The sequence below is a fragment of the Bacillus sp. 3a genome (genome assembly GCF_017161885.1).
Lineage (GTDB): Bacteria > Bacillota > Bacilli > Bacillales > Bacillaceae > Bacillus > Bacillus safensis.
Window position 1 is genome coordinate 2,985,779 of the sequence record NZ_CP067376.1, and the last position, 21,502, is coordinate 3,007,280.

General features: G+C 38.1%; 33 protein-coding genes, 1 tRNA gene and 1 riboswitch. Of the genes, 14 read left to right on the plus strand and 20 right to left on the minus strand.

The genetic code is table 11. From position 1 onward, the window contains the following. Nucleotides 1-163: 163 nt before the first annotated feature. Together hag and JJ692_RS15205 are read right to left on the minus strand one after the other, a co-directional pair. Nucleotides 164-1,135 (minus strand): flagellin Hag, encoded by a 972-nt coding sequence (hag, locus tag JJ692_RS15200; protein ID WP_151039300.1) that lies wholly within the window; start codon nucleotides 1,133-1,135, stop codon nucleotides 164-166. Continuing rightward, nucleotides 1,125-1,310: a hypothetical protein gene (locus JJ692_RS15205; protein WP_024424989.1), complete on the minus strand. Its 186-nt coding sequence runs from the start codon at nucleotides 1,308-1,310 to the stop codon at nucleotides 1,125-1,127. Before JJ692_RS15205 ends, hag begins: the two co-directional genes overlap by 11 nt. 273 nt (nucleotides 1,311-1,583) lie before the next feature. Here JJ692_RS15205 and JJ692_RS15210 point away from each other — a divergent pair, with 273 nt between their 5' ends. Beyond that, on the plus strand, nucleotides 1,584-2,030 hold the full coding sequence (locus JJ692_RS15210) for a MarR family winged helix-turn-helix transcriptional regulator (RefSeq protein WP_044335949.1): 447 nt from the start codon (nucleotides 1,584-1,586) through the stop codon (nucleotides 2,028-2,030). Nucleotides 2,031-2,062: 32 nt separating this feature from the next. After that, nucleotides 2,063-3,004 carry an acetyl-CoA carboxylase carboxyltransferase subunit alpha gene (locus tag JJ692_RS15215; protein WP_206533922.1) on the plus strand — a complete coding sequence of 314 codons (942 nt, stop codon included), beginning with the start codon at nucleotides 2,063-2,065 and terminating at the stop codon, nucleotides 3,002-3,004. A 147-nt stretch (nucleotides 3,005-3,151) separates the two neighbouring features. Here JJ692_RS15215 and JJ692_RS15220 read toward each other — a convergent pair whose 3' ends face one another. The 3 genes from JJ692_RS15220 to JJ692_RS15230 form a co-directional block, all read right to left on the minus strand. Then, nucleotides 3,152-3,331, minus strand: a complete 180-nt coding sequence (locus JJ692_RS15220; RefSeq protein ID WP_326161022.1) for a hypothetical protein — start codon at nucleotides 3,329-3,331, stop codon at nucleotides 3,152-3,154. Nucleotides 3,332-3,340: 9 nt separating this feature from the next. Then, nucleotides 3,341-3,616 (minus strand): MarR family winged helix-turn-helix transcriptional regulator, encoded by a 276-nt coding sequence (locus tag JJ692_RS15225; RefSeq protein ID WP_241257971.1) that lies wholly within the window; start codon nucleotides 3,614-3,616, stop codon nucleotides 3,341-3,343. A 149-nt stretch (nucleotides 3,617-3,765) separates the two neighbouring features. Beyond that, nucleotides 3,766-4,149 carry a RidA family protein gene (locus JJ692_RS15230; RefSeq protein WP_044334827.1) on the minus strand — a complete coding sequence of 128 codons (384 nt, stop codon included), beginning with the start codon at nucleotides 4,147-4,149 and terminating at the stop codon, nucleotides 3,766-3,768. Nucleotides 4,150-4,254: 105 nt separating this feature from the next. Here JJ692_RS15230 and JJ692_RS15235 point away from each other — a divergent pair, with 105 nt between their 5' ends. After that, complete coding sequence (locus JJ692_RS15235) at nucleotides 4,255-4,593, plus strand: winged helix-turn-helix transcriptional regulator (protein WP_024424994.1); 339 nt, start codon at nucleotides 4,255-4,257, stop codon at nucleotides 4,591-4,593. Between the two features lie 399 nt (nucleotides 4,594-4,992). Here JJ692_RS15235 and JJ692_RS15240 read toward each other — a convergent pair whose 3' ends face one another. Together JJ692_RS15240 and JJ692_RS15245 are read right to left on the minus strand one after the other, a co-directional pair. After that, nucleotides 4,993-6,099 (minus strand): Rap family tetratricopeptide repeat protein, encoded by a 1,107-nt coding sequence (locus JJ692_RS15240; RefSeq protein ID WP_206533923.1) that lies wholly within the window; start codon nucleotides 6,097-6,099, stop codon nucleotides 4,993-4,995. Nucleotides 6,100-6,301: 202 nt separating this feature from the next. Then, nucleotides 6,302-7,138 carry an SMI1/KNR4 family protein gene (locus JJ692_RS15245; protein WP_122631198.1) on the minus strand — a complete coding sequence of 279 codons (837 nt, stop codon included), beginning with the start codon at nucleotides 7,136-7,138 and terminating at the stop codon, nucleotides 6,302-6,304. Between the two features lie 122 nt (nucleotides 7,139-7,260). Here JJ692_RS15245 and JJ692_RS19175 point away from each other — a divergent pair, with 122 nt between their 5' ends. Further along, nucleotides 7,261-7,383, plus strand: coding sequence for a hypothetical protein (locus tag JJ692_RS19175; protein ID WP_259279658.1), 123 nt, complete (start codon nucleotides 7,261-7,263; stop codon nucleotides 7,381-7,383). Between the two features lie 323 nt (nucleotides 7,384-7,706). Here the strand turns inward: JJ692_RS19175 and JJ692_RS15250 are convergent, their stop codons facing one another. From JJ692_RS15250 to JJ692_RS15260, 3 genes are all read right to left on the minus strand, one after another. Then, nucleotides 7,707-7,931: a hypothetical protein gene (locus JJ692_RS15250; RefSeq protein ID WP_206533924.1), complete on the minus strand. Its 225-nt coding sequence runs from the start codon at nucleotides 7,929-7,931 to the stop codon at nucleotides 7,707-7,709. 136 nt (nucleotides 7,932-8,067) lie between these two features. Further along, nucleotides 8,068-8,289, minus strand: coding sequence for a hypothetical protein (locus JJ692_RS15255; protein WP_024424998.1), 222 nt, complete (start codon nucleotides 8,287-8,289; stop codon nucleotides 8,068-8,070). 253 nt (nucleotides 8,290-8,542) lie between these two features. Further along, complete coding sequence (locus JJ692_RS15260) at nucleotides 8,543-9,067, minus strand: hypothetical protein (protein ID WP_024424999.1); 525 nt, start codon at nucleotides 9,065-9,067, stop codon at nucleotides 8,543-8,545. A gap of 258 nt (nucleotides 9,068-9,325) precedes the next feature. On the opposite strand from JJ692_RS15260, the gene JJ692_RS15265 reads away from it, so the two are divergent. Both JJ692_RS15265 and JJ692_RS15270 read left to right on the plus strand, forming a co-directional pair. Further along, entirely contained in the window at nucleotides 9,326-9,595 is a 270-nt protein-coding gene (locus JJ692_RS15265) for a hypothetical protein (RefSeq protein ID WP_024425000.1), read from the plus strand. A gap of 222 nt (nucleotides 9,596-9,817) precedes the next feature. After that, entirely contained in the window at nucleotides 9,818-10,444 is a 627-nt protein-coding gene (locus JJ692_RS15270; RefSeq protein WP_073204768.1) for a hypothetical protein, read from the plus strand. Nucleotides 10,445-10,467: 23 nt separating this feature from the next. On the opposite strand, the gene JJ692_RS15275 is transcribed toward JJ692_RS15270, so the two are convergent. Beyond that, entirely contained in the window at nucleotides 10,468-10,734 is a 267-nt protein-coding gene (locus tag JJ692_RS15275) for a hypothetical protein (RefSeq protein ID WP_024425002.1), read from the minus strand. Between JJ692_RS15275 and JJ692_RS19325 the strand changes: the two genes are divergently transcribed. Next, entirely contained in the window at nucleotides 10,633-10,872 is a 240-nt protein-coding gene (locus JJ692_RS19325; protein WP_073204766.1) for a tyrosine-type recombinase/integrase, read from the plus strand. The genes JJ692_RS15275 and JJ692_RS19325 overlap by 102 nt on opposite strands. Before the next feature lie 138 nt (nucleotides 10,873-11,010). Here JJ692_RS19325 and JJ692_RS15285 read toward each other — a convergent pair. From JJ692_RS15285 to JJ692_RS15295, 3 genes are all read right to left on the minus strand, one after another. Next, nucleotides 11,011-11,083 (minus strand) — tRNA-Val (locus JJ692_RS15285). Nucleotides 11,084-11,215: 132 nt separating this feature from the next. After that, the gene (gene metC / locus JJ692_RS15290; RefSeq protein WP_044334821.1) at nucleotides 11,216-12,394 is read right to left on the minus strand and encodes a cystathionine beta-lyase; all 1,179 of its coding nucleotides are present in this window, start codon (nucleotides 12,392-12,394) and stop codon (nucleotides 11,216-11,218) included. After that, the gene (locus JJ692_RS15295) at nucleotides 12,391-13,509 is read right to left on the minus strand and encodes a methionine biosynthesis PLP-dependent protein (RefSeq protein WP_206533925.1); all 1,119 of its coding nucleotides are present in this window, start codon (nucleotides 13,507-13,509) and stop codon (nucleotides 12,391-12,393) included. Before JJ692_RS15295 ends, metC begins: the two co-directional genes overlap by 4 nt. A 78-nt stretch (nucleotides 13,510-13,587) precedes the next feature. Beyond that, nucleotides 13,588-13,709: riboswitch (SAM riboswitch) on the minus strand. A gap of 221 nt (nucleotides 13,710-13,930) precedes the next feature. Between JJ692_RS15295 and JJ692_RS15300 the strand changes: the two genes are divergently transcribed. The 3 genes from JJ692_RS15300 to JJ692_RS15310 are packed head-to-tail and all read left to right on the plus strand — an operon-like array spanning nucleotide 13,931 to nucleotide 15,680. Further along, complete coding sequence (locus JJ692_RS15300) at nucleotides 13,931-14,671, plus strand: alpha/beta hydrolase (RefSeq protein ID WP_206533926.1); 741 nt, start codon at nucleotides 13,931-13,933, stop codon at nucleotides 14,669-14,671. Nucleotides 14,672-14,723: 52 nt separating this feature from the next. Next, nucleotides 14,724-15,239 (plus strand): YjcG family protein, encoded by a 516-nt coding sequence (locus JJ692_RS15305; protein ID WP_024426454.1) that lies wholly within the window; start codon nucleotides 14,724-14,726, stop codon nucleotides 15,237-15,239. Nucleotides 15,240-15,245: 6 nt separating this feature from the next. Beyond that, complete coding sequence (locus JJ692_RS15310) at nucleotides 15,246-15,680, plus strand: GNAT family N-acetyltransferase (RefSeq protein ID WP_103132082.1); 435 nt, start codon at nucleotides 15,246-15,248, stop codon at nucleotides 15,678-15,680. Between the two features lie 82 nt (nucleotides 15,681-15,762). Here JJ692_RS15310 and JJ692_RS15315 read toward each other — a convergent pair whose 3' ends face one another. Beyond that, nucleotides 15,763-16,020 (minus strand): hypothetical protein, encoded by a 258-nt coding sequence (locus JJ692_RS15315; protein WP_103132083.1) that lies wholly within the window; start codon nucleotides 16,018-16,020, stop codon nucleotides 15,763-15,765. Nucleotides 16,021-16,146: 126 nt separating this feature from the next. Between JJ692_RS15315 and JJ692_RS15320 the strand changes: the two genes are divergently transcribed. After that, the gene (locus JJ692_RS15320; RefSeq protein WP_206533927.1) at nucleotides 16,147-18,459 is read left to right on the plus strand and encodes a UvrD-helicase domain-containing protein; all 2,313 of its coding nucleotides are present in this window, start codon (nucleotides 16,147-16,149) and stop codon (nucleotides 18,457-18,459) included. A 16-nt stretch (nucleotides 18,460-18,475) separates the two neighbouring features. On the opposite strand, the gene spoVIF is transcribed toward JJ692_RS15320, so the two are convergent. The 5 genes from spoVIF to JJ692_RS15340 form a co-directional block, all read right to left on the minus strand. After that, nucleotides 18,476-18,733 carry a sporulation-specific transcription regulator SpoVIF gene (spoVIF, locus tag JJ692_RS15325; protein WP_008348417.1) on the minus strand — a complete coding sequence of 86 codons (258 nt, stop codon included), beginning with the start codon at nucleotides 18,731-18,733 and terminating at the stop codon, nucleotides 18,476-18,478. A gap of 138 nt (nucleotides 18,734-18,871) precedes the next feature. Next, nucleotides 18,872-19,009, minus strand: coding sequence for a YjcZ family sporulation protein (locus JJ692_RS15330; protein ID WP_024425009.1), 138 nt, complete (start codon nucleotides 19,007-19,009; stop codon nucleotides 18,872-18,874). Nucleotides 19,010-19,093: 84 nt separating this feature from the next. Continuing rightward, nucleotides 19,094-19,315, minus strand: a complete 222-nt coding sequence (locus tag JJ692_RS15335; RefSeq protein ID WP_024425010.1) for a hypothetical protein — start codon at nucleotides 19,313-19,315, stop codon at nucleotides 19,094-19,096. Between the two features lie 90 nt (nucleotides 19,316-19,405). After that, the gene (locus JJ692_RS19180) at nucleotides 19,406-19,534 is read right to left on the minus strand and encodes a hypothetical protein (protein ID WP_254967544.1); all 129 of its coding nucleotides are present in this window, start codon (nucleotides 19,532-19,534) and stop codon (nucleotides 19,406-19,408) included. A 71-nt stretch (nucleotides 19,535-19,605) separates the two neighbouring features. Next, nucleotides 19,606-19,956, minus strand: coding sequence for a DUF1360 domain-containing protein (locus JJ692_RS15340; protein ID WP_024426459.1), 351 nt, complete (start codon nucleotides 19,954-19,956; stop codon nucleotides 19,606-19,608). 166 nt (nucleotides 19,957-20,122) lie between these two features. Here JJ692_RS15340 and JJ692_RS15345 point away from each other — a divergent pair, with 166 nt between their 5' ends. From JJ692_RS15345 to JJ692_RS15355, 3 genes are all read left to right on the plus strand, one after another. Continuing rightward, on the plus strand, nucleotides 20,123-20,518 hold the full coding sequence (locus JJ692_RS15345; RefSeq protein WP_234107723.1) for a spore coat protein: 396 nt from the start codon (nucleotides 20,123-20,125) through the stop codon (nucleotides 20,516-20,518). Nucleotides 20,519-20,560: 42 nt separating this feature from the next. Then, nucleotides 20,561-20,896 carry a hypothetical protein gene (locus JJ692_RS15350; RefSeq protein ID WP_024425013.1) on the plus strand — a complete coding sequence of 112 codons (336 nt, stop codon included), beginning with the start codon at nucleotides 20,561-20,563 and terminating at the stop codon, nucleotides 20,894-20,896. 88 nt (nucleotides 20,897-20,984) lie between these two features. Beyond that, complete coding sequence (locus tag JJ692_RS15355) at nucleotides 20,985-21,479, plus strand: spore coat protein (protein ID WP_025093420.1); 495 nt, start codon at nucleotides 20,985-20,987, stop codon at nucleotides 21,477-21,479. Nucleotides 21,480-21,502: the final 23 nt, after the last annotated feature.

Here is a 21,502-nt window from a genome sequence, read left to right on the forward strand (position 1 = left end):
AGAAATACAAAAGTCACTCTCGAATATTTGGTCAGTTGGATAGTAATATTCTTTGTCGTATTTATTGGCGTTGAAGCATCTTTTAGAACGATCAATAAAATGAGGCATCGAACCGAATAAAGACTAACAAAAAAAGCCCCTATATAAAGGGGCTTTTGATTTATTAACGTAATAATTGAAGTACGTTTTGTGGCTGTTGATTCGCTTGTGCAAGCATAGCTTGAGAAGCTTGAGAAAGAATGTTGTTCTTCGTGAACTCACTCATTTCTTTTGCCATGTCAACGTCACGAATACGAGACTCAGCAGCCGTTAAGTTTTCAGAAGAAGCACCAAGGTTGTTGATTGTGTGTTCTAGACGGTTTTGGACTGCACCAAGTTTAGCACGCTGTGCAGAAACTTGTTTAATAGCCCCATCAACGATTGCTAACTGATCATCAAATCCACCATCGTCATCAGCTGCAATTGTTTCAAATTTAGATACATCGATATCTTTAACAGACTTACCTGTCTCAACTGCACCATCGTTGTCTGTAACGCCTAAAGCAGCAGCGCTCATATCTTGAATGTTTACCTTAATTTGTTGTGTAGCATTTGCACCAATTTGGAATACTAAAGCATCACCAGGAGTTGCTGGGACTGCAGGTGTACCTGTACTTGGATCATCTGGATCTGTCGGCGGAATTGCTGGTGTGCCAGGTGTACCTACTCCATTAAACGTACCATTTAATAATTTTTTTCCGTTAAACTCAGTACGATTAGAAATACCATCGACCTCTTCAACAAGCGCTGTGATCTCATCTTTAATTGCAGCTAAGTCTTCACCTTGCTGTGTACCAGTATTTCCAGCTTGAACGACTAGTTCACGAACACGTTGAAGGATTGAGTGAGTTTCAGTCAATGCGCCTTCAGCTGTTTGGATAAGAGAGATACCGTCCTGTGCGTTTTTAGAAGCCATTTCTAAACCGCGGATTTGTCCACGCATTTTTTCAGAGATAGCTAGACCTGCTGCATCATCCCCTGCACGGTTGATTTTAAGACCAGAAGAAAGTTTCTCCATGTTCTTTTGGCTTGCACCATTGTTTGCTGATAAACGGTTTAATGTGTTAAGTGCTGCGATATTGTGGTTAATTCTCATTTCCTATTACCTCCGTGTAATTTTTTTTAGAGAGCTTATCTGTAAAGTCCATTTGGATGAGAAGCTCTTCCTTAGAATTTTCGATTTCTAAGGCATGTGTATAGTAGTAACGCAGAGCACCTTTTGGCTCTCTTACTTTACTACCGTATGTAACATCAGTTATGGCAATAATCATGAAACCTCCTTCTATTCATTCAAAATGATTAGTCTTGTCACTTTTACGAGACTAGATACCCGCCATAACAATGAGTATTATGTTACCTACTATAGACTGAACTTCCATATATTTTAGTTTGTGGAATTTGTTAAATTCACAAATTAGACACATTTAACAAGAAGAAATATCTCGTCCATGTTGTCACATTGGCTTATGTTAAGCTTGTGAAAAAACCAAATTGATGTATAATACAATTGATGTATGATGCATGAATTGTAGGAGGTTGACCTTTTGAAAAGAGAAGATGCCTTAAAACTAAGAACAGATATTAAGAAAATGATTATATTAACTGGTGTTTTTGAATCTCAGAATTTGCCGAATGGACCATTTGAAAAACCTCTACCAACTTCTCAAATGATGGCGTTAGAGGAACTAGAAATGGAAAAATTAACTGTTTGGCAACTATCCAATAAACTTAGATTAGAGACTTCAACTGTAAGTAGGTTGGTAGATAAGTTAGTAAAAATGGGGCTTGTTTATCGTGAAGTAAATGAAAAAAATAGAAGAGAACTTTTTCTGCACCTCACAGAAAAAGGTCACATTACTGTTAATCGTTTAAGAGAACAATCCCTTACATTTTATCAACGTATCCTCAATAATTTATCAGAATCAGAACAAAAAATAGTTGTGGATGGTTTTGAATTATTTATTAATTCTATTTCTAAGTCTTTTGATTAGAGTGAGGTAAATCATAACCTTTGGAGGATAAAATGAGTTTGGATTTTGAACGTCCTATCATTGAACTAAAAGAGAAATTTGATGAATTAAAGAAAATGATGAAAGAAAATAATGTAAATTTATCGTCAGAAATTCATTTATTAGAAAAACGTTTAAATAAAATACAAGATGAAATTTATTCTAATCTTACACCTTTTCAACGAGTTCAAATTGCAAGGCTACGTAACCGGCCCACGACATTGGATTATATACCTTTATTGTTTACAAACTTTTTCGAACTTCATGGTGATCGATTATATGGTGATGATCAAGCAATGATAGGTGGTATTGCAAAATTTAAAGGAATGCCCGTTACGGTTATTGGTCATCAAAGAGGTAGAAGTACAAAGGAAAATATAGAGAGAAATTTTGGAATGGCTCATCCAGAAGGATATAGAAAAGCGCTAAGACTAATGAAACAAGCTGATAAATTTAATCGCCCTATTATTACATTTATTGATACAATAGGCGCCTATCCAGGGAAAGGGTCTGAAGAACGTGGAATTTCTGAAGCGATAGCTCGAAATCTATTTGAAATGGCTACGCTTAAAGTGCCAATTGTTTGTATTGTAATTGGAGAGGCATCAAGTGGTGGAGCTCTTGGCATTAGTGTCGGTAACCATATCCATATGTTAGAGTATTCATGGTACTCGGTCATTTCGCCAGAAGGAGCAGCATCTATCCTATGGAAGGACGCTAAGTATGCTCCAGAAGCTGCTGAACATATGAAAATTTCAGCAAAAGATTTAAAACAGTTAGGAATGATTGATGAAATCATCCCTGAAATAAAAGGTGGAGCACAAAATGATATAAAATCACAGGCAAAAATGATTGAATCTGTCATCGAATCATCTCTAAAAAAATTGATACCATTATCCTCGGAAGAGCTTTTACAACAGCGATATGAAAAGTATAGACAAATAGAAAATATGTAAAGTTCATATTACATTTAGGAGAATTTTTACAAAAAATTCTAAATAATTTGTAAGTAACCTCTTAAAGTGAATATGCTGATACTATTAAAAGGTGTGGGATCAGTATGAAAAAGGATTTTCTTCCATCAATACTTTTTCTGAATGTCCTCAAATCGTCTTCATAAAAAAACAGACCATGCATGGTCTGTTTTCATTTTGCCCATCTCTCAGTCGCCGAGCCATATCTAAAGCAAAATAAGTCAAGATGCCATCGCATCCGGCGCGTTTAAACGACATTAATGATTCTTCAATTACAACATTTATGGATTTAATATGAAACTTGTTTATAAAAGTACATCATTGAAAATTATTTATAATGGTACTTAATGCTTTCTTTAGTACAACCTTATCATCATTTGACAAGTTTTGAAGCGCTGTCTTGTTCAGCTCAATTGTTGCTGCTTCAACTTGATCTCTAATGACTAAAGATTTTTGAGTAGCCTCTACTAAAATATTTCTTCGATTGTTTCGATCTATTGTGCATTCAATTAAGTCAGCTTTTTTCATTTTATCTAAAATACCAGAAACGGTTGAGGCTTCTAAAAAATAACCCTTGTTACGCAAGGGTTTCAACGATGATTACGATTGGGCTACCTCAGTTATAGTTTTTTGATTGTTTAGCTCGAAGCCTTATTCTGCTTAAATTATAAGATAATCAACCGGATAAAGATTCTACCCTTTCCCTTGTATAGAGAATTGATCAAATTAATCTGATAACGTATTTAATCAGTGTGTGCGATAGCCTTGACTTCAATCAATTGCTCTGGGAAAGCCAGATATGTCACACCAATGAGACTGCCAGCTGGTCTGTGTTGACCTAAGTATTCCTTGAATAGATCTATGACCGTTTCGGAGTGTTCTTGTGGATTTGTTAGAAAAATTTCCACATATGCAATGTTGGATTTCGTGGCTCCCAATTCCACCAATACCCGATCAAGGTTCTCAAATGTTTGTAGAGTCTGAACTTCAATATCCTCTTTACCAACGAACATACCATTTTTATCGTATGAAAACTGACCTGAAATGTAAATTGTTCCTTTAACGCTATATCCTTGGGTAATACCGTGATCCCATAGATTGTGATTGTAGGTTTTAATATTAGTCATTGTTTTCTCTCCTTTATTTCAAAGTAAAGTAAGTATAAAATGAATATAAATAAAAAAATAGTACGCACTATTTAGATAGCTACTATCAGAAAGGATAGTGTCAATATGAGTATGGCTGATTATAGAAAAACGGGTAATATCCAAGAGACACCTTTTGGATATACTTTATCAGTTATAGGAGGCAAATGGAAAATGCTAATTCTGTATCTCCTTTCGGAAAATCAACCCGTTCGTTTTAATGATATGAAAAGGAGACTTGGAACGATTACCTTTAAAACATTGAGTGCACAACTTAAAGATTTGGAAGCAGATGGGATGATTATACGAAAGGAATATCCACAAGTCCCCCCTAAAGTGGAATACAGTCTTACAGATAAGGCAGAAACACTTTTACCAATTTTAGAACAGTTATGTGATTGGGGAGAGAAAAATCGAAGTAATTAAATTCTTTTTGTATACATAATTCAAAGTATTGACTATGAAGAGACAAAAGAAAAGCAGCTTTTGATAAAGCAATGGAGCGTATAGGGAACTTCTAATCTTAATGAAAAAGATAGTAATGATTAGGCCCCATCCGTCCCAATAAAAACAGACCCTGCAGGGTCTGTTTTTATTTTGCCTATACGTTTTGAAGTTGTGTTTTGATCAATTGAAACAGCAATGAAAATAGCAGATAATGTTCAAATAAAAAAAGCCCCAAAAAGGGCTTTTTTATTAATAGACTTCATGCTTAACCAAAGTAGCCGTTTTCTGCGGTTTGAAAATCATTTGAGGAATTTATATGTACAGTGGTTGTGATCCCCATTAATAAGGAAAGGCTTAATATCATAACTTTCAGGTGCTTCATTCAGCTTCCTCCTCCATCCATGTCAATTTTTTGGCCTGTGATTCCAAACCTTCATCAAAGTATTTTGATGCCAGTTTGTAATTATCCTGCTTTTTATAAAATCTTGCTGCCATAATTGACAATTCTGCGGCATCTGTCCAAAGTTTTTGATTTTTCAGTACTTCAAGAGCTGCGTCGAGCTGAATTTCATCATCTGTTACATATATTGAATGTATGATATTTAACTTAGCAATATACGCATTGTCAGCTAATTCATTCGCTAACATGAGTGACTCGTTGTGTGCATTCAGCCCTTCAGCTTTTTTATCTAACTGGAAGAGTACACGCGCTAACATGTAATTTGTTCTCATATACAGTGGTTTGTGTGGCTTTTTTAATTCAACCGAAAAGACATTTTGTAAACATTCTAAAGCTTGCTGAAGCTTTCCTTGACGCTCATAACATATCCCAAGATTGAAATACCCTAGCGCTTGTGGCAAATCAACTTTAGATTCTGCTGCTAAATTAATAGCATCCTTATAGGTGGATTCAGCTTGTACAAATTGGTTTAAATCCATCTTATTTGATGCGATTACCATTAGAGTAGTAGCAACCCGACTCTCTTGTAAATCTGCTGATTTAAAGCTTTCTAAAGCTTTTTTGGCGTGGTTAATGGAGAAATGATTTTGTGCGATTTCGTAGTATGCAATCGAAAGCTGATAATTAAATTCAGCACGTTCTAAATCGTCAGGAACGTTTCGAAGTCGGGTCTCTGCAATATGATAATAGTTGATAGCGTCTGAAAAGCGCTTTTTATAAAACTCATACATGCCATTGAAGAAGAAATAATAATACTGAATCATGTCATCCGTTTTCTGCTTCTCTTCAATGTCTATTTGCTTCAATATATCTTTTGATCCCTCAAACTCCTGTGCCAACATTTTGTATCTGGAATCAATCAAGTTAAAGTATAATAAGACATTTTGATCTTCTTCCATATTTTCAAAGGCTATTACGATCTCTTTTCTCTTATTTTCAGCCTTTAGAATGTCCTGTTTCTTTATATATCCGTACCAATCACCGATCATTTTAGCAACAAATGGGCTTGCTACTTTTTCTCCCAAACAAACCTCCCCCTGTCCATTCCTTTATTTTCCCTATAATTACATATATTATCATCCATTTGAATATTCCACACCGAAAAGAAACCGCAAAAAAGAACAAAAAAAGAGAGACGAATTCACCTCTCTGGTATGCCTTTTATTATTTGATGATACTCCAAATAAATCTTCCACTAGTATGGCCTGTTTTTTGTGCCCAAGCTTACTAAAGGAAACTTGTTTTCATAGCAATATGTTCTCCGAGATTTACTTTAAGTGGATCTTTATTTTTTTCTAAAAATTTAGCAATTTGATTTAGATTTCCATTAATTTTATCGTTGATTGGCATATTAGGATTCAATAAGAGAACGTTGTTAATCGTAGAAGCTACTTCATAAAGATCATCTTCATCTCTTGTTTTTTCAATGTGATATTGCATCTTTTTAAAAAACCATTCAATTTCGTTCAAATCAACCATTGGGTAATATTGAATTTTTTGCAAATTACCTTCATCAAGGACGTCCAATTCAAATATGGCTTCAAGTTCTTCTTTACTTAAATGAACTTCAGAAAGTTCATATTCACCCTCTGCTGCTTCCTCATCGGCAGTGTACTCAGCTGTATAAAGCCCCTCAATGAATTCATCAAAGGAATCTGCTAATTTAAAGTCTTCTTCCATCTCAACATCAAAATAATGAATTGCAGGATTCTCTTTCGTTTTTTGATAATCCATCGCTACCCAAGTATGGCCATCCCCGTTAATCAAAACAAGCCCTTCTGGCAGCTCCCACTCTTTTATTAAGTAGGCACTATCCATAATCCCCTCATCTTCTGCAATTCCCAAAAGATGATTAAATTGAATATGATCCTCAGCCCATGAATTAGAGTGAGTGGTTGGAAAAGCATTATGAATTATATAACCGCCATTCTGTTCCAGTATGAGCTTTTTATATGTATCTGGCAAAGTGACTCCTAGTTTCTTTTCAGCCTTAGCTACTTCTTCTGCGGTGATCTTTTTTAACGTATAGTAACCTTCATCGTCTATTTCCCAAAAAGATTTCAAAGTTTATTTCCTCCTAGTGTCATTTAACAAAACCATTTCATGAACTTATATTCTATTAAATTGTTTTTGGTGGTGATTGTATGTCTTATCTTGAGAGAAAGATTTATTGAATTATTTATAATATGAGTCGCTTTCGTAAGAATCCAACAATTGATGACATGAAAAGAAAAACAGGTAAAGATGAGACGACTGTTAGGCAAGCAGTCAAAAACCTTCTGCCAACTGAGAAACAATCTGGCGGATAAAGTTCGTCCCCAATTCGTCCCCATTCAAAAGAAACTGAACAAATATTCATTGTTAAAAAAACAAAAAAACCCTTGCTACGCAAGGGTTTAAACGATGATTCCGACTGGGCTCGAACCAGCGATCTCTACCCTGTCAAGGTAGATATATAGAATCCTGTGATTATCAGCGATATCCTCTATTCACTCATAAACCTTGATACACAAGCTTTCTTTATCCTTCTGTATCCTCTTGTGTTCCTTCGTATTTTTTAAAAACTAAAAATTTTGTTACTTTTTTGTTACCTTTTTATGCGCCTGTTTTAAACCTATGCCTGCCTATAAATTTAAGCTTTATCACCATTAATATATTTCACTAACATAGCTGCTGCGTACATAAAGAATGCAGCGATTAAACCATTTACCATACTCCCAAAAATGACAATCAACATCTGTCCTGCATAATCTGCCCATGTCTTATCTGGAAATACAGCAATGTTCCATATACTCACCAGTATATAGAATCCAGTCACAATGATAAACGTCCAAACAACTAACTTTGATTTGAGCATTTACTGACAATCCCCCAACATCCATTTTCTTCTATGATAACATGGGTTCTTTTCAAATCCTCAATTAATTCATCGTAATCCATATTCTTAGCTCCATCTAACTGAGGTTCTAATCCCTTCTTATCTTGTTATCCTTTCAAAATGTATATGAGCAATACACTGAATTGGTTTCTTCGTATGTTGAAAAATGTTCTTGTTCCAAATAACCTTCAAATCCCAAAGCAGCTTTAACTATATTTTTACTCTTAAACAACATATCTCTTTGAATATCATCATCCCTCATGCCTGAAATATCGTCCATAAACATTGCGTGTAATTTAAATCTATTTTTCTCATATTCAAATCTAAGAACCTTCACTTGTATCCCCTATTTTCTTTTCCATAATTATACACAAAATTTGAGCGAACTGAAAAGAATACCGTAGCTTAAAACGGCAGTATTCCAAATGTGGAATTTCCCACTATAGGTTTAATCGATAGTTAATTCATAGACTCCCTAAGTTCAATTTAGGCAACTTAATACCCTTATTGAAAATGAGTGTATTCTTCAACATATCGCCAAAATTTACGATGAGTAAACTGGATATAGATAAAACTGAACAGGGGACAAGCTAAACAATTTCAATATCGTTCTTTTTCTCACCTCTTGCAAGGATAAGCAAGTCTTTAAAATAATTAACCGTCGCTTTGCTGAAACTGTCCATTATTACTGCCCAGGAAAACATTAGACAAATAATTACAGGAACTATGTATATCATTGCAATAGTTGTAGCAATATCTAAATTGGTTGCATTAGGGGCGAATTCTATGTTCCTGAGAATGGTACCAATTGCGGCAGCGATAATTGTTGACATTGCTCCAATAAAGAAGAAGAATCTTTTTTGGTCATTAACATGATTAATCCTATCCATTCTAGCAATAGCATGTGATATATCTTCCGTATCTAATGATTTTAGAATCATCATCTTCTTTTCAAATTCGGTATAATCTTGCCCATCTCTAGGGAAATTCTCTGTTAAGTAAACAATGAGTCCACGTGAACTCAACTCCACCAAATTATGCTTTAAATTTTGCTTAGTAAACTTCTGTTTTCTCAATTCCTTAATTTCTCTATTTTCCTTCAGTGTGCTTCTCATTTATAGTCACCTCATGGATAATATCGGAAACTGCGCTTGCGATTGAAGTTGTTTTGAGGCTTTTTTAAAAGTCAACAAGACTTTTTCTCTAGCTAGCATATAATCATATTGTTGAATAGAATGTTATCATTAGTCAAAAATGGGAAATACTTTAATGAAAACTACACGATTCGACAAATTATGAACAAATTAAATGTTAATATTAGGATGTCTATTAGCGGTTCAATAGATACATAAATTTGAGAGGGAGTGTCATTTATGAATTTGAAAAAAATCATTGGAAGTGTTTTAGTTACAGGGGCTTTGTTTGTATCTGCTGTCCCAGCACATGCATCAGATCCAGTAAAACCAGGAGATTTAACACCTATCCGAAACAAACACAAAGGCTATGAGTATAACTGGCTTGGTTATAATAGTCAGGGAATAGCACAAGTTCGTGTTTGGTTTAGAGATGATGATGGAGACTCATATTATAGAACATTCGATTGTATTGATGTTATCAATGGAACATGTTACGTCTACAAATGAGTTTAAACCTACCCCAGATCGGGGTGGGTTTTTGTTTAATCATACCTGTTTTTGTAAAGTTTTTCATCAGCACTTTCTTGCATTGTCTTCCTTGCTTCCGCTATTAATGAGATAGATTTAATCTTTCTTTCATCTAACATATTTTGCTTTACACCCCTTCCACTTTACACAGTTTTATAGTTAATTTATAATACTTCTATTAATTGGAACAGGATGATGAATATGGCACCTAAAATATTTAAAATACATGATTTTTTTATAGAATTCGAACTCAAGCAAATACTGCAATACTACAATGAAATGGAAAAATACAATCAAAATTCCCTTCAGTCCTATGAAGAATACCTTGATGAAGCTACACAAGGAATGGATAAAGAAGAAGCACAGTATTACGTGGAGAGAAATGATGATAAGCTTTATGATTATGTAATTAGACATCCTCAAATGATACGTAGAACAGTATTTCTGGAGATATACTTTTCATTTGAAAACTATCTTAATTCTAAATGTAATGATCTACAAAAAGAGAAAAACCTCAATCTGAGTTATGAGGATATTCATGGCCAAGGAATTAATAGAGCAAAAACTTTTTTAACAAAAGCTTGTTTAATCACTGAGCCATTCAACACTGGTTTATGGCGAGATATTGTAGACTACGGAAAAGTAAGAAATGCTATTGCACATAATCAGTCTATAGTTAAAAAGAAAAAATACTCAAGTATAAAACAGCTTCCTGGATTAAGTGTAGAACACGAGATAGATGAATATACATTTTCCTTTATACTAGAGGAAAACTTCGTTCCAAAATGCATAGATACTATTACTGAGTTTGTAAAGACCCTTAGATGATTTTCTGTTTAGAAAAGCTGTCCTCAATTCTTTTTAAATTTACTTAACTTTGCGGTAACAGCTTTTTTCTCTTTTAATTCCTTCATCCATTCCTGTGGATCTACAAACGAGAATGTATCTCTGCATACATCGACATCTTTAATCACCGACAAAACTTCTTCAATCTCATCTTTATATTCCTCAACAATGTGATCAACTGTTTCTTTTACTTCTTCACTTGGTTCATAAAACGGGGTCTGATCTATGATTGGCCAATAGAAGAAACAGGCGTTACCAAGATACGGTTTCATGATCTAAGACACACTTGTGCAACTATCTTATTATTGAATGGCGCACCTGTTAAAGCAGTGAGTGAAAGACCGGGACATAAAAGTAACACTTCAAACATATGCTCATGTACTACCTTCAACAAGCCAACAGATTGCTGATCAAATGGATGGAATTTTAAATTGACCACACTTTATTTCAGTGTGGTTTTTATTTTGGTAATGTTACCTTTTTGTTTTAAGAAATACAAAAGCCATTCTCTTATCTCAAGAATGGCTCTGTATCAAAGTCTTTTCATATGATTCCGACTGGGCTCGAACCAGCGACCTCTACCCTGTCAAGGTAGCGCTCTCCCAGCTGAGCTACGGAATCGGGTTATGTATCAGTTCTGGGCTTTCTGTTACTGACAGTCTCTATTATATAACCATCATATTAAGCCGTCAATGGTTTTGTTCAAAAAAGGTCAAAAAGCCGGCGGCTGTGCCGGCTTTTTTCTCTCCTTCTTTATGATTGGTTCACAAGGACGGGCTTTAGTTGATCAAGTGCTTGTTTGAAGTCACGTTTGAGGTCTTCTCCGTTTTCAACTCCGACACTTAGACGAAGCAGCCCATCTGTAATCCCTCTTTTTTCTCTTTCTTCTTTTGGCATAGCCGCATGTGACATTTTGGCTGGATACGACAGAATGGATTCAACGGCACCGAGGCTGACAGCGAATACAGGTAATGTGACAGCATCCACCAATTCTTTGACTGCCGCTTGGTTTTCTAGTTCAAATGAGAGAACCGCTCCTGCTCCGCTCGCTTGCTTTCGCTGAATATCTGCCCCTGGATGATCGTCTAAGCCCGGGTAGTAGACTTTTTTCACCGCAGGATGTTCTTTGAGAAATGAAGCGAGTTCGAACGCCGTTTGGCTTGCTTTTTCTAATCTCACCTGAAGGGTTTTTAACCCTCTTAACACAAGCCAGCAGTCCTGCACGCCAAGGACCGCACCGAAGGAGTTTTGCAGCGAATAGAGTTCGTCTCCGAGCTTCTCATCTTTCACCACGGCTAAGCCTGACAGCACATCACTGTGGCCGCTTAAAAATTTCGTTGCGCTGTGCAGAACAACGTCAACACCAAGGTCCAGCGGACGCTGAAGCGCAGGTGTTAAAAACGTATTATCTAAGAAAGTCAGACAGTCATGCTCTTTTGCAAGCTGGACAACACCTTCAATATCTGTAATCCCTAGTGTTGGATTTGACGGTGTTTCCATGTAAATGACCTTTGTATTTGATTGAATGCCTCTTTTGACTTCATTCAAATCGGTCATGTCCACGAAGGTATGCTCAATTCCAAATCTTGAAAGAACTTGGGTGATCATTCGGAAAGTCCCGCCATACACATCTCTTGTGACAAGGACGTGATCTCCCTTTGATAATAGAAGAAAAGCGGTTGAAATGGCTGCCATGCCTGATGCAAAGGCAAGCCCTCTCGTTCCTCCTTCCAGCGCTGCAATCGTATCCTCTAATGCTTGACGTGTCGGAGTTCCCGATCTGGAGTAGTCATATTGGCCAAATTCATCGAAGCTGCTTTGATGAAAGGTGGATGCATGCTGAATCGGTACACTGACTGCACCTGTTGAACGGTCTGTTTTAAACGCATTATGAACGAGTTGTGTTTCGAGTGTCCAATCGTGTGTGGTCATTTGGCGTGTACCTCCTCTTTTACTTGTGATAGTGCCTGTTTCAAGTCTGCTTTCAAGTCATCTACATGCTCGATGCCAACAGAGAAACGGAGCAGCTTGTTACATACACCGTTTGCAATGCGAATCTCTTCTGGAATATCCATGTGCGTTTGTGTTGCAGGATACGTAATGAAGCTTTCGACTCCGCCAAGGCTTTCAGCAAAACAAATCGTTTTCAGCTGTTTCAAAAATGGATTGACCCAGTCCTCTTTGGCTACTCGGAATGACAGCATGCCTCCCTTTCCTGGATAAAGCACATCTTGAATTTCTGGCTGCTTCTCTAAAAACTGTGCCAGCTCCTTCGCATTTTCCTCGTGCTGGCGCATTCTAAGAGCCAGTGTTTTCATTCCTCTCATTAAAAGCCATGAGTCAAATGGTGATAGAACCGCTCCAATTGCATTTTGATGCTGGAACATGTCTTCAGACAGCTGCTCTCCTTTTGTGACGACAAGCCCTGCAAGAACGTCATTATGTCCGCCTAAATATTTGGTTGCGCTATGAATGACAATGTCCGCTCCAAGCGTAATCGGCTTTTGCAAGACTGGTGTGTAAAAGGTGTTATCGACAATCACCAAAGCGCCATATTCTTTTGCAATCTTCGCTATTTTTTGAATATCTGCTTCCTGCATTAATGGATTTGTCGGTGTTTCAATAAAGACCGCTTTTGTGTTTGGCGTGATTTTAGAGCGTAAACAGTCTTCATCTGAAAAATCATCATAAAGAAAACGTAAGCCGTACTTTTTCCATTCGTTTTCAAACAAACGGTATGTACCGCCATATAGGTCTGATGAGACGATGAGTTCATCTCCGCTTTCAAATAGAGCCATGATCGTTTGGATTGCCGCCATTCCCGAACTGAAGGCAAAACCGGCCGTCCCTTCTTCGAGTGAAGCAATTGCATCCTCTACGAGCTGTCTTGTTGGGTTTTTCGTTCGAATGTAATCAAATCCTGTAGATTCCCCTATACCTCTATGTCTATATGCTGTCGAAAGATAAACGGGAGGACTGACAGTGCCAGTCACCTCTTCGCTACGGTTTCCAATCTGCGCTAATTTCGTTTCCACATGTTCTGTCATTTGACACCATCCTAAGTAAAAATCTGATTTCAAAACAGAAAACCCCTTCTTCATAAGAAGAAGGGGTTTAATCGCTTCCTCTTATCTTCCAAGCAAAAAAGCTGCTTGCTGGATTTAGCACCTTGGTACATCACATGAAGTGATGCATACCGGTTGCTGAGGTTTCAAAGGGCCAGTCCCTCCACCTCTCACGATAAGAATGTGTTGTCTGTCTGTTCTAATTCTTAATACTGTAACCCATTAAATCTCATTTTTCAAGGGGAAATGTCATGATTAATTAAAATTTTCTGTATTTTATAACAGAATCGATGTTATACGGTTTGATTGCATGTTAGCATATAGGAACAACGCTGTTTTTCGTGTTACAATGAATGGAAACGTTTCACTTTATGATGAATTTGGTTAGCTGGAGGAATGGATTATGGTGAAGAAAACAGGAATCATTCAAGAAGAAACCATACAGTCAAAAGAACTTGGGGCGGACATGACCATTTTGATCTATTTGCCAGTCAATTACTCCCCCCTTTATACATATCATGTCATCATTGCCCAGGATGGTCATGATTATTTCCGCCTAGGCAAAATAGGCAGACAGGCAGAAGAATTGATGCAAAACAAAGAAATGGAACGCTCGATTATCATTGGTGTTCCTTATGAAAATGTCACGGAAAGACGAAACACGTATCATCCAGACGGTACAAAGTTTGAAGCGTATAAACGCTTTTTAGCAAATGAACTGGTCCCTTATATTGATCAACACTATCCAACCTATCAAATTGGATCAGGACGGACGTTTATTGGTGATTCACTGGGTGCGACGATTTCCCTCATGACAGCCATTGATTATCCTTCTTTATTCGGCGGGCTGATTTTGCAGTCCCCTTACGTTGACGAATCGGTTTTAGAAGCCGTCAAACAATCAACAGCCCTTTCTCATTATGCCATTATCCATCAAATTGGGCTTGAGGAAACGGCTGTGAAAACAACAGATGGCCAGGTGCTTGATTTTGTTCATCCGAATGAAGATTTAAAGGCCCTTCTTGAAAAATCTGGTGCGGATTACTTATTTGAAACATTCGAAGGGGATCATAAATGGACGTTTTGGCAGCCGCTCATTGCGCCTTCGTTAAAAAGAATGCTCCCATATTCGTTAATCAACTGAATTTTGTTATAATAAACAATAATAAATACTTTCTTATTCAGGAGGGAACATGATGAAATACGGAGTTGTTATATTTCCATCAAAAAAATTGCAAGATATTGCGAACTCTTACCGGAAGCGTTATGATCCGAACTATGCACTCATACCGCCTCATTTAACATTAAGAACACCTTTTGAATTAACGGATCTAGAAGCGGCTGAGGTCGTCTCAACGTTAAGAGATTATGCAAAAAATGCTTCTCCTATTACGTTACGTATTAAAAAATTCAGTTCATTCGCTCCTGTAAACAACGTCATTTATATGAAAGTAGAACCGAACGAGGACATCATGGCGCTCAATGAAAGATTGTACGCAGATCCACTTGCTGGTACACCTGAATATGCCTTTGTTCCTCATGTGACAGTGGCTCAAAAATTATCAGACGATGAGCATTCAGACGTACTTGGCACATTAAAGCTGAGAAAGATTGACCATGAAGAAACAGTGGATCGCTTCCACCTTTTATATCAATTAGAGAACGGATCTTGGACCGTCTATGAAACATTTATTTTAGGAGAAGAGGGTTAAAGACATTTGAAAACAGTCATCGCAACAGAACAAACACAACGAGAAGATGCATACTACGTTCGAAAAGAAGTATTCGTAAAAGAACAAGAAGTTCCAGTAGAGATCGAAATAGATGAACTAGAGGACAAAGCCACCCATTTTGTCATTTACAATGATGACAAAAAACCTCAGGCGGCCGCTAGACTGCGGATCATTGAGGAATCAAAGGCAAAGCTTGAACGCATTTGTGTGTTAAAAGAGGCGCGCTCCTTCGGCCTTGGCCACAAGCTATTAGAGGCGCTAGAAACAGAAGCGATTGCTAATGGAGCAAAAGAAGCGGTTATGCATGCCCAAGTCCAAGCTCTTCCTTTCTACGAAAAGAAAGGCTACAAAGCGGTTTCTGAACCGTTCGAAGAAGCGGGAATCACACATGTCAAAATGACAAAAACGCTGTCTGTTTGACCAAAAGAAAAGCCAGAGCATTCAAGATGCCCTGGCTTTTTCTTTTTCATTATCGTTCGTCACAGGAGGAAAGCGCAATCATTTATATATACGTATTAATATGAATGCCCTTGCCTTCCTCCATAAACATATCTCGTACAAAGCGTTCCCGCTTTTTTTGCTGTACTTTCATTTCCGCTTCTGTCACTAAGTCCTCTTTTTTCTCCAGCTCTCTGTATATCTTGTCATGAAAGGTGCGAGAAACCTTTGTTACTTTCGCATAGTCTTCTTTATCCTGAGGAGCTGGACGATTGATATATTGAAAATACAGATCCGGCTGAATCGGGGCTATATATCCCATCAAGAACGCCTCCTTTGCTTCTCTTCTATTCTACTATTCCCTAATTATGACTGTTTGAAACACGCCTCATTTGATATGATTAGATGTGTTTCATTTTAAGATTGATTGACTATTGGAGGACTAGCTTTGAAATGCGCACAACGACATGATCGAACGATCTCATTACATACGTATTCGAGAGAACACTATCAATTCCTCCATGACGAGGGAAAAAAAGGACAATTATTCTGCCCATATTGCGGACAACCGGTCTTTTTTAGATTAAATATACATGATGAACCTGCCTTTATTCATAAGCACATATCTCAGCAAGAGATTTGTGAAAAAGCTGAAGAACAAGCAGATCATCATCAAACGGCTGAACAAGAGGAAAAGGCTTCCTATAAAGAACTTGGAGGCTTCCGTTTTCCAACCGGCAAACAGATCATCTCGCAAACGAGCGAATCATATGAGTGGCAGGAACCAAGGTCGATTCAATTTAGCGACGCCTTACATTTAGAAGAGAATGAAGAAGTTCATACGATCGACCTCTTCCCGCATATCACCTTTAGCACACCGCAGCTTCAAGCTGTCACACATTTAGATGGTCCGATGCTTGTGCTGGCTGGTGCCGGCAGCGGGAAAACAAGAGTCTTGACGGCTAGAGCGGCTTATCTCATGTCCCATCATCATATTCCTGCTCACCATATTTTACTCGTAACTTTCACCACAAAAGCGAGCAATGAGATGAAAGAAAGACTGCGCAAGCAATACCAGCTTCATCCTTCACAAGCCAGCCAAGTAGTGACAGGCACCTTCCACAGTCTTTTTTATAAAATGCTGCTTCACGATGACGCAAACAAATGGAACGGCCAGCATCTGATCAAGTTTGACTGGCAAAAGGAGCAATACATTCGAAAAGCCATTATGAATGAGGGACTTGATGAGAAAGACTACCCTACCGATCAAGTACTGCAATCGATCGGCTATTGGAAAAATGCCTTTTTACCAGGTGAACTTCCTGATTTGAAGGATGAAAAGGAAAAACACATGTGGACGATCTATCAATCATATGAACAGCAAAAACGAGATCATCAGCAATTTGACTTTGATGATATGGCGATTGCCTGCTTACATATGCTCACAGAACAGCCCGAACTGCTAAAACGGTATCAAGAACGATTCCAGTATATTTTAGTGGATGAATTTCAGGATATTAATCCAGTACAATATCAATTAATTCAGCTTTTAGCCGGAGAATCAGAGCAGTTATTTTGTGTAGGCGATGATGATCAAGCCATTTACGCCTTTAGAGGGAGCAATCCTGCTTTCATTCTTGAATTCAAACAGGACTATCCTTCGGCTCAGATCGTCCATTTACATGCGAATTACCGGTCTCACCATACGATTGTCGCAAGTGCTGATGCGATTATTAAGAAAAATCAGCATCGTTATGAGAAGACGTTAAAAGCCGTTCGCGCAGAGAAAATTCCTCCGACGCTCTTCTATCCATATGATGAAGAAGAGGAAGCGACCATGATTGTCGCAGATATTCAGGAGAAAATTAAAAATGGTGCAAAGCCGAATGACTTCTGCGTGCTGTTTCGAACAAATACAGGCGGCCGTGCGATTTATGAACGGCTGCATCAATCGGCGATTCCATATGAGACGGATGCTGGCGTCAAAGCCTTCTACAGCAGACGAATGGTTCGGGTTCTTCTCGCCTTTCTTTCCTTAAGTCAGGATGCAGACGATGTGGCCGCCATAAAACAGCTGCTGCCGGTTTTCTTTTTAAAGCAGCAAACCCTGAATACACTAAAGGCACTGACCATCACAGAAGATTGCTCAATGGTAGAAGCGCTCGGAAAACTGACAGATATACAGCCGTTTCAACAGAAAAAGCTGCAATCAATCGTTCCTTTGTTCCGAACGTTACGAACATTAAAACCATCAGACGCGGTGACATTTATTGAACAAAAGATGGGACTCGGTGATTACTTAAAAAAACGGGTGAACGATACGAATGTACTTGAAAAAGGGGCGGATGATGTACGTGATGTGAAAACAGCCGCCAAACGCTTTGAAACGATTGAAGCCTTTCTCGCACATGCCGAACATATGAAGTCTGCCGAAAAGGAAAAAACAGATGAACCCGGTGTTCAGCTCATGACGATCCACCGCGCAAAGGGACTTGAATTCCAGACAGTATACATCACTTGTGTGGTCGACGGAGCACTGCCTCATGATTTCTCACTGGATGAACTCAGAAACGGTCATGAAGAAGCGCTCGAAGAAGAGCGCCGTTTATTATACGTGGCCATGACAAGAGCTGAACAATCTCTTTATCTGTCTGTTCCTTCATTTAGACGAGGAAAAACGGCTCATCGTTCTCGTTTTTTGTATCCTCTTCTAAAGAGAAACCGTGAATTATTTACGCAAAAACAACAGGCCCCCCTTTAAACGGAGAGCCTGTTGTTTATTTTTTGTTGTTCATCATTTTAGCGATTGTATTGAAATCAAGCTTTTCTTTTCCACTTGTAATCGATTGAACGATTTTGTCTTCCATTTCTTTAGGTACACGTTTGTTCGCAAGCTGTGCTACTTTTTTAATGACACCTCGAACGGTATTCTCATCTTTAAAGTTGGCATTTTGCAAAGAACCTGCAAGTTTAAACACATCATTCATATTCACACCGGTTTTGTTTTCTACGCTTTTAAAGAATTTATTATCCATTCATTTGCCTCCTCTTTGTGGAGTAATCATCTTACTATATGAAAATAGGCGAGATATGTGCCTATCCTAAAGCCTTGTTTGACCAAAGAGAAAGGAAAGCAAAAGGCTTCCCCCTTGCTTCCCTCACCTTCTTACTTTTTAGTAGTTAAAGAAAGAAGCACCAACGATGATTAAAAGGATGAAAAGCACTACGACAAGAACAAATGTTGATCCATATCCGCCGCCGTAGCCACCACCGTAGCCGCCGCAACAACCGCCACCGTAACCGTAACTCATATTTAAGCACCTCCTCTTCTCCCTTACAAAGTATGAAAAATGCAAGAAATGGTTTGGACGATCACATAAAAAAGTGCGGAATTTTTATTTCTGCTGTTTAAAGACGTAATCTGCCTCTGTATGACGCATCATGAATGCTTCTGTTTCTTTCGCAAAAGCCTCCATCTTCACGCCAAATGCTTTTAAGTGCTCCTCAAGATCATTCGCTTTATCCGTTAGATCCATTTCAGCCTTCTCGTGCGCTTGTTCTTTCCCATCATGCGGTTTAGTGAACAAAGAACCGATTAATTGTTCGAATGCATCCATTCTGGTCACCCCTTCTCTCTTACATATGCATCACTCAAAAAAAGGGCAACAAAAAAACCGGATAAATCCGGCTTTTGTTTTTCTCTTTTATTATTGAGGTTTCTTTTTGTTTCCACAGCCGCAGCCAGTTTTCTTGATTTTCTTCGTATATACAGATTGTTGATTTGACTGCGCTGGATAACCTTGAAGCATATGTGACGGCGTTTCAGTTGGTTTCATCGCAACCCTTCCTTTCCTATTCCATGATAGTATATGCATTTATTGAAAGCGTGTCTGATCAGAATGCCTGTTTATTTCACAAGCTTCGAGACGACCGCTTCAATGATGCCTGCTGCTGCGGCAATCGCTAATAGTAAATTAAGCCACATGCTGATGACAGGAAAAAGTATGTATATCAGAAGCAAGGCAGCAGTGCACCATATGCCAGTACACCAATAACAGCTTAACAGTTCTCCAACCCAAGACCGCAGTCCTTCCCCTTTAATGATGATATATGTTTCGACCTCACCTTGTTCGTTTACCTCTTCCTGTTCTTCATGAAATAGACGGCGGAATGGCGCAGTAATGGTATCAAACACAATCAGTCTCGTCAGTCTAAAGGATGCGAGGGCAAACACGACAAATGACAAAGCACCGCTCAGAAGCCTCCACCTCCTTTTTCTTCTTTTACGTCCTTTCTTTATATATGCAAGAAAAAAGACCGTCATGATGAATCGAGCGGAAAATAAAATTGGGTTGTACTTTTTCACACTTTCCGATTCCACCTTGCGTCCTTGTTGCATTAAATAATGTATAGATAAGAAAGGAGTGAAAGTATTGTCTATTGAAGAAAGTGCTGAAATATTATATACACAACTGTTAAACGAATTAATCAGCAATTATGATGATTTCATTGAGATCAAAGATTCCGAAAATGTCACAATTCATAAAACAGATGTAACAGCCGCACTCTCCCTTCAAGCGACCGTAACGACAATCATTACTCTTTTAATCCAAATTCTTGTACCAGACGATGAATTGGCTTCTGATATCACAGACCAGCTTTTATCCACACAACAAGTGGAAGTCCAAAAGAAAACTGTGATTCAAATCATCAACTGCTATAACATTACGATTACATTATCAGATGCATCCATTATGAACTCCGTCCAAATTCTCACTCAAACATTGAATGTGCTCTTAGTTGAAGCCGGCATTCTTTGACCCTTTCTTTTTCTAATGACGTATGAAAGAGGTGAAATCATCGTGGCTGAAGAGAACGAAAAAAAGGAGTTTCAAATCAATACTGATATTGATCCATTAACAAGTCTTCTTGTCAGTGATGTGTTAAACAAAAACAATATCACTGATGATCAGAAAGCAAAAATTTCAGACGATCAAAGAAGAATGATTTTGAAATTAGTCGAGGACTTACAAAAGAAAGCAAATGATTTCGTAGAACAGCAGCAGGAGAAAAAAAGGCAGGCTGAGGCAGCAAAACAGCCGGAAGAAGTAGTGCCTGAACCAAAAGTACGTCCAAATCGAAACTCACTTCGAAATCGTATTCAGCAGCGTCGTAATGCGCAGCGTAATAACGATTAAATAAAAATGGGTTGCCTGCTAGGGTAAATGCCCGAGACAAAACCACGCATTCCAGCATTTAATAAAGTAAACGGAAGGAGGAATAGAAATGGATTCTAAACCATATTCTTGGGTCGCTCTAGATCGTAACTGTACACACCACGGACACCACAGACACCACGACGATTGCAACTATGAAAGAAAAGCACTTTGTGACGACTATTATGATGATGAAGATGTCTTACAAGACTTGGATCAAGTAAGCTTCACAAAGCAGACATCTGAGGAAGTCATTATCGTCAGAGACTCTTGTGACATTAACGTATCTTCTGTTGATGCACAGGTTGCAGCATCTATCCAAGTAGCGATTCAAACAGCGATCATCACCATTACAAATATCTCAATCGCAGACGGTGATTTGGCAGACCGCGTCACGCAGGATCTCTTACAAGCAGCTACTCACAAACAAACAAACCGCCAAAAACTTGTCATCGAAAATTCAAGAAACGTTACAGTCTCTACAATCGATGCGGACATCTCTATCGCAATCCAAACACTTACACAAACACTTGTTGCGACAATCGTTGCAATCGGTATCCTCTAATGTCCAAAAGCAGAGCGAAAAGC

Excerpts from the sequence above, each read along its gene's own strand:
- JJ692_RS15305 (WP_024426454.1), top strand. The coding sequence starts at position 14,724 with ATGAAATACGGAGTTGTTATATTTCCATCAAAAAAATTGCAAGATATT.
- JJ692_RS15335 (WP_024425010.1), bottom strand. The coding sequence starts at position 19,315 with ATGGATGCATTCGAACAATTAATCGGTTCTTTGTTCACTAAACCGCAT.
- JJ692_RS15250 (WP_206533924.1), bottom strand. The coding sequence starts at position 7,931 with ATGCTCAAATCAAAGTTAGTTGTTTGGACGTTTATCATTGTGACTGGA.
- JJ692_RS15205 (WP_024424989.1), bottom strand. The coding sequence starts at position 1,310 with ATGATTATTGCCATAACTGATGTTACATACGGTAGTAAAGTAAGAGAG.
- hag (WP_151039300.1), bottom strand. The coding sequence starts at position 1,135 with ATGAGAATTAACCACAATATCGCAGCACTTAACACATTAAACCGTTTA.
- JJ692_RS15355 (WP_025093420.1), top strand. The coding sequence starts at position 20,985 with ATGGATTCTAAACCATATTCTTGGGTCGCTCTAGATCGTAACTGTACA.
- JJ692_RS19180 (WP_254967544.1), bottom strand. The coding sequence starts at position 19,534 with ATGAAACCAACTGAAACGCCGTCACATATGCTTCAAGGTTATCCAGCG.
- JJ692_RS15300 (WP_206533926.1), top strand. The coding sequence starts at position 13,931 with ATGGTGAAGAAAACAGGAATCATTCAAGAAGAAACCATACAGTCAAAA.
- JJ692_RS15295 (WP_206533925.1), bottom strand. The coding sequence starts at position 13,509 with ATGACAGAACATGTGGAAACGAAATTAGCGCAGATTGGAAACCGTAGC.
- metC (WP_044334821.1), bottom strand. The coding sequence starts at position 12,394 with ATGACCACACACGATTGGACACTCGAAACACAACTCGTTCATAATGCG.
- JJ692_RS15235 (WP_024424994.1), top strand. The coding sequence starts at position 4,255 with ATGAGTATGGCTGATTATAGAAAAACGGGTAATATCCAAGAGACACCT.
- JJ692_RS15275 (WP_024425002.1), bottom strand. The coding sequence starts at position 10,734 with ATGAAACCGTATCTTGGTAACGCCTGTTTCTTCTATTGGCCAATCATA.
- spoVIF (WP_008348417.1), bottom strand. The coding sequence starts at position 18,733 with ATGGATAATAAATTCTTTAAAAGCGTAGAAAACAAAACCGGTGTGAAT.
- JJ692_RS15215 (WP_206533922.1), top strand. The coding sequence starts at position 2,063 with ATGAGTTTGGATTTTGAACGTCCTATCATTGAACTAAAAGAGAAATTT.
- JJ692_RS15260 (WP_024424999.1), bottom strand. The coding sequence starts at position 9,067 with ATGAGAAGCACACTGAAGGAAAATAGAGAAATTAAGGAATTGAGAAAA.
- JJ692_RS15265 (WP_024425000.1), top strand. The coding sequence starts at position 9,326 with ATGAATTTGAAAAAAATCATTGGAAGTGTTTTAGTTACAGGGGCTTTG.
- JJ692_RS15315 (WP_103132083.1), bottom strand. The coding sequence starts at position 16,020 with ATGGGATATATAGCCCCGATTCAGCCGGATCTGTATTTTCAATATATC.
- JJ692_RS19175 (WP_259279658.1), top strand. The coding sequence starts at position 7,261 with ATGAGTCGCTTTCGTAAGAATCCAACAATTGATGACATGAAAAGAAAA.
- JJ692_RS15270 (WP_073204768.1), top strand. The coding sequence starts at position 9,818 with ATGGCACCTAAAATATTTAAAATACATGATTTTTTTATAGAATTCGAA.
- JJ692_RS15330 (WP_024425009.1), bottom strand. The coding sequence starts at position 19,009 with ATGAGTTACGGTTACGGTGGCGGTTGTTGCGGCGGCTACGGTGGTGGC.
- JJ692_RS15230 (WP_044334827.1), bottom strand. The coding sequence starts at position 4,149 with ATGACTAATATTAAAACCTACAATCACAATCTATGGGATCACGGTATT.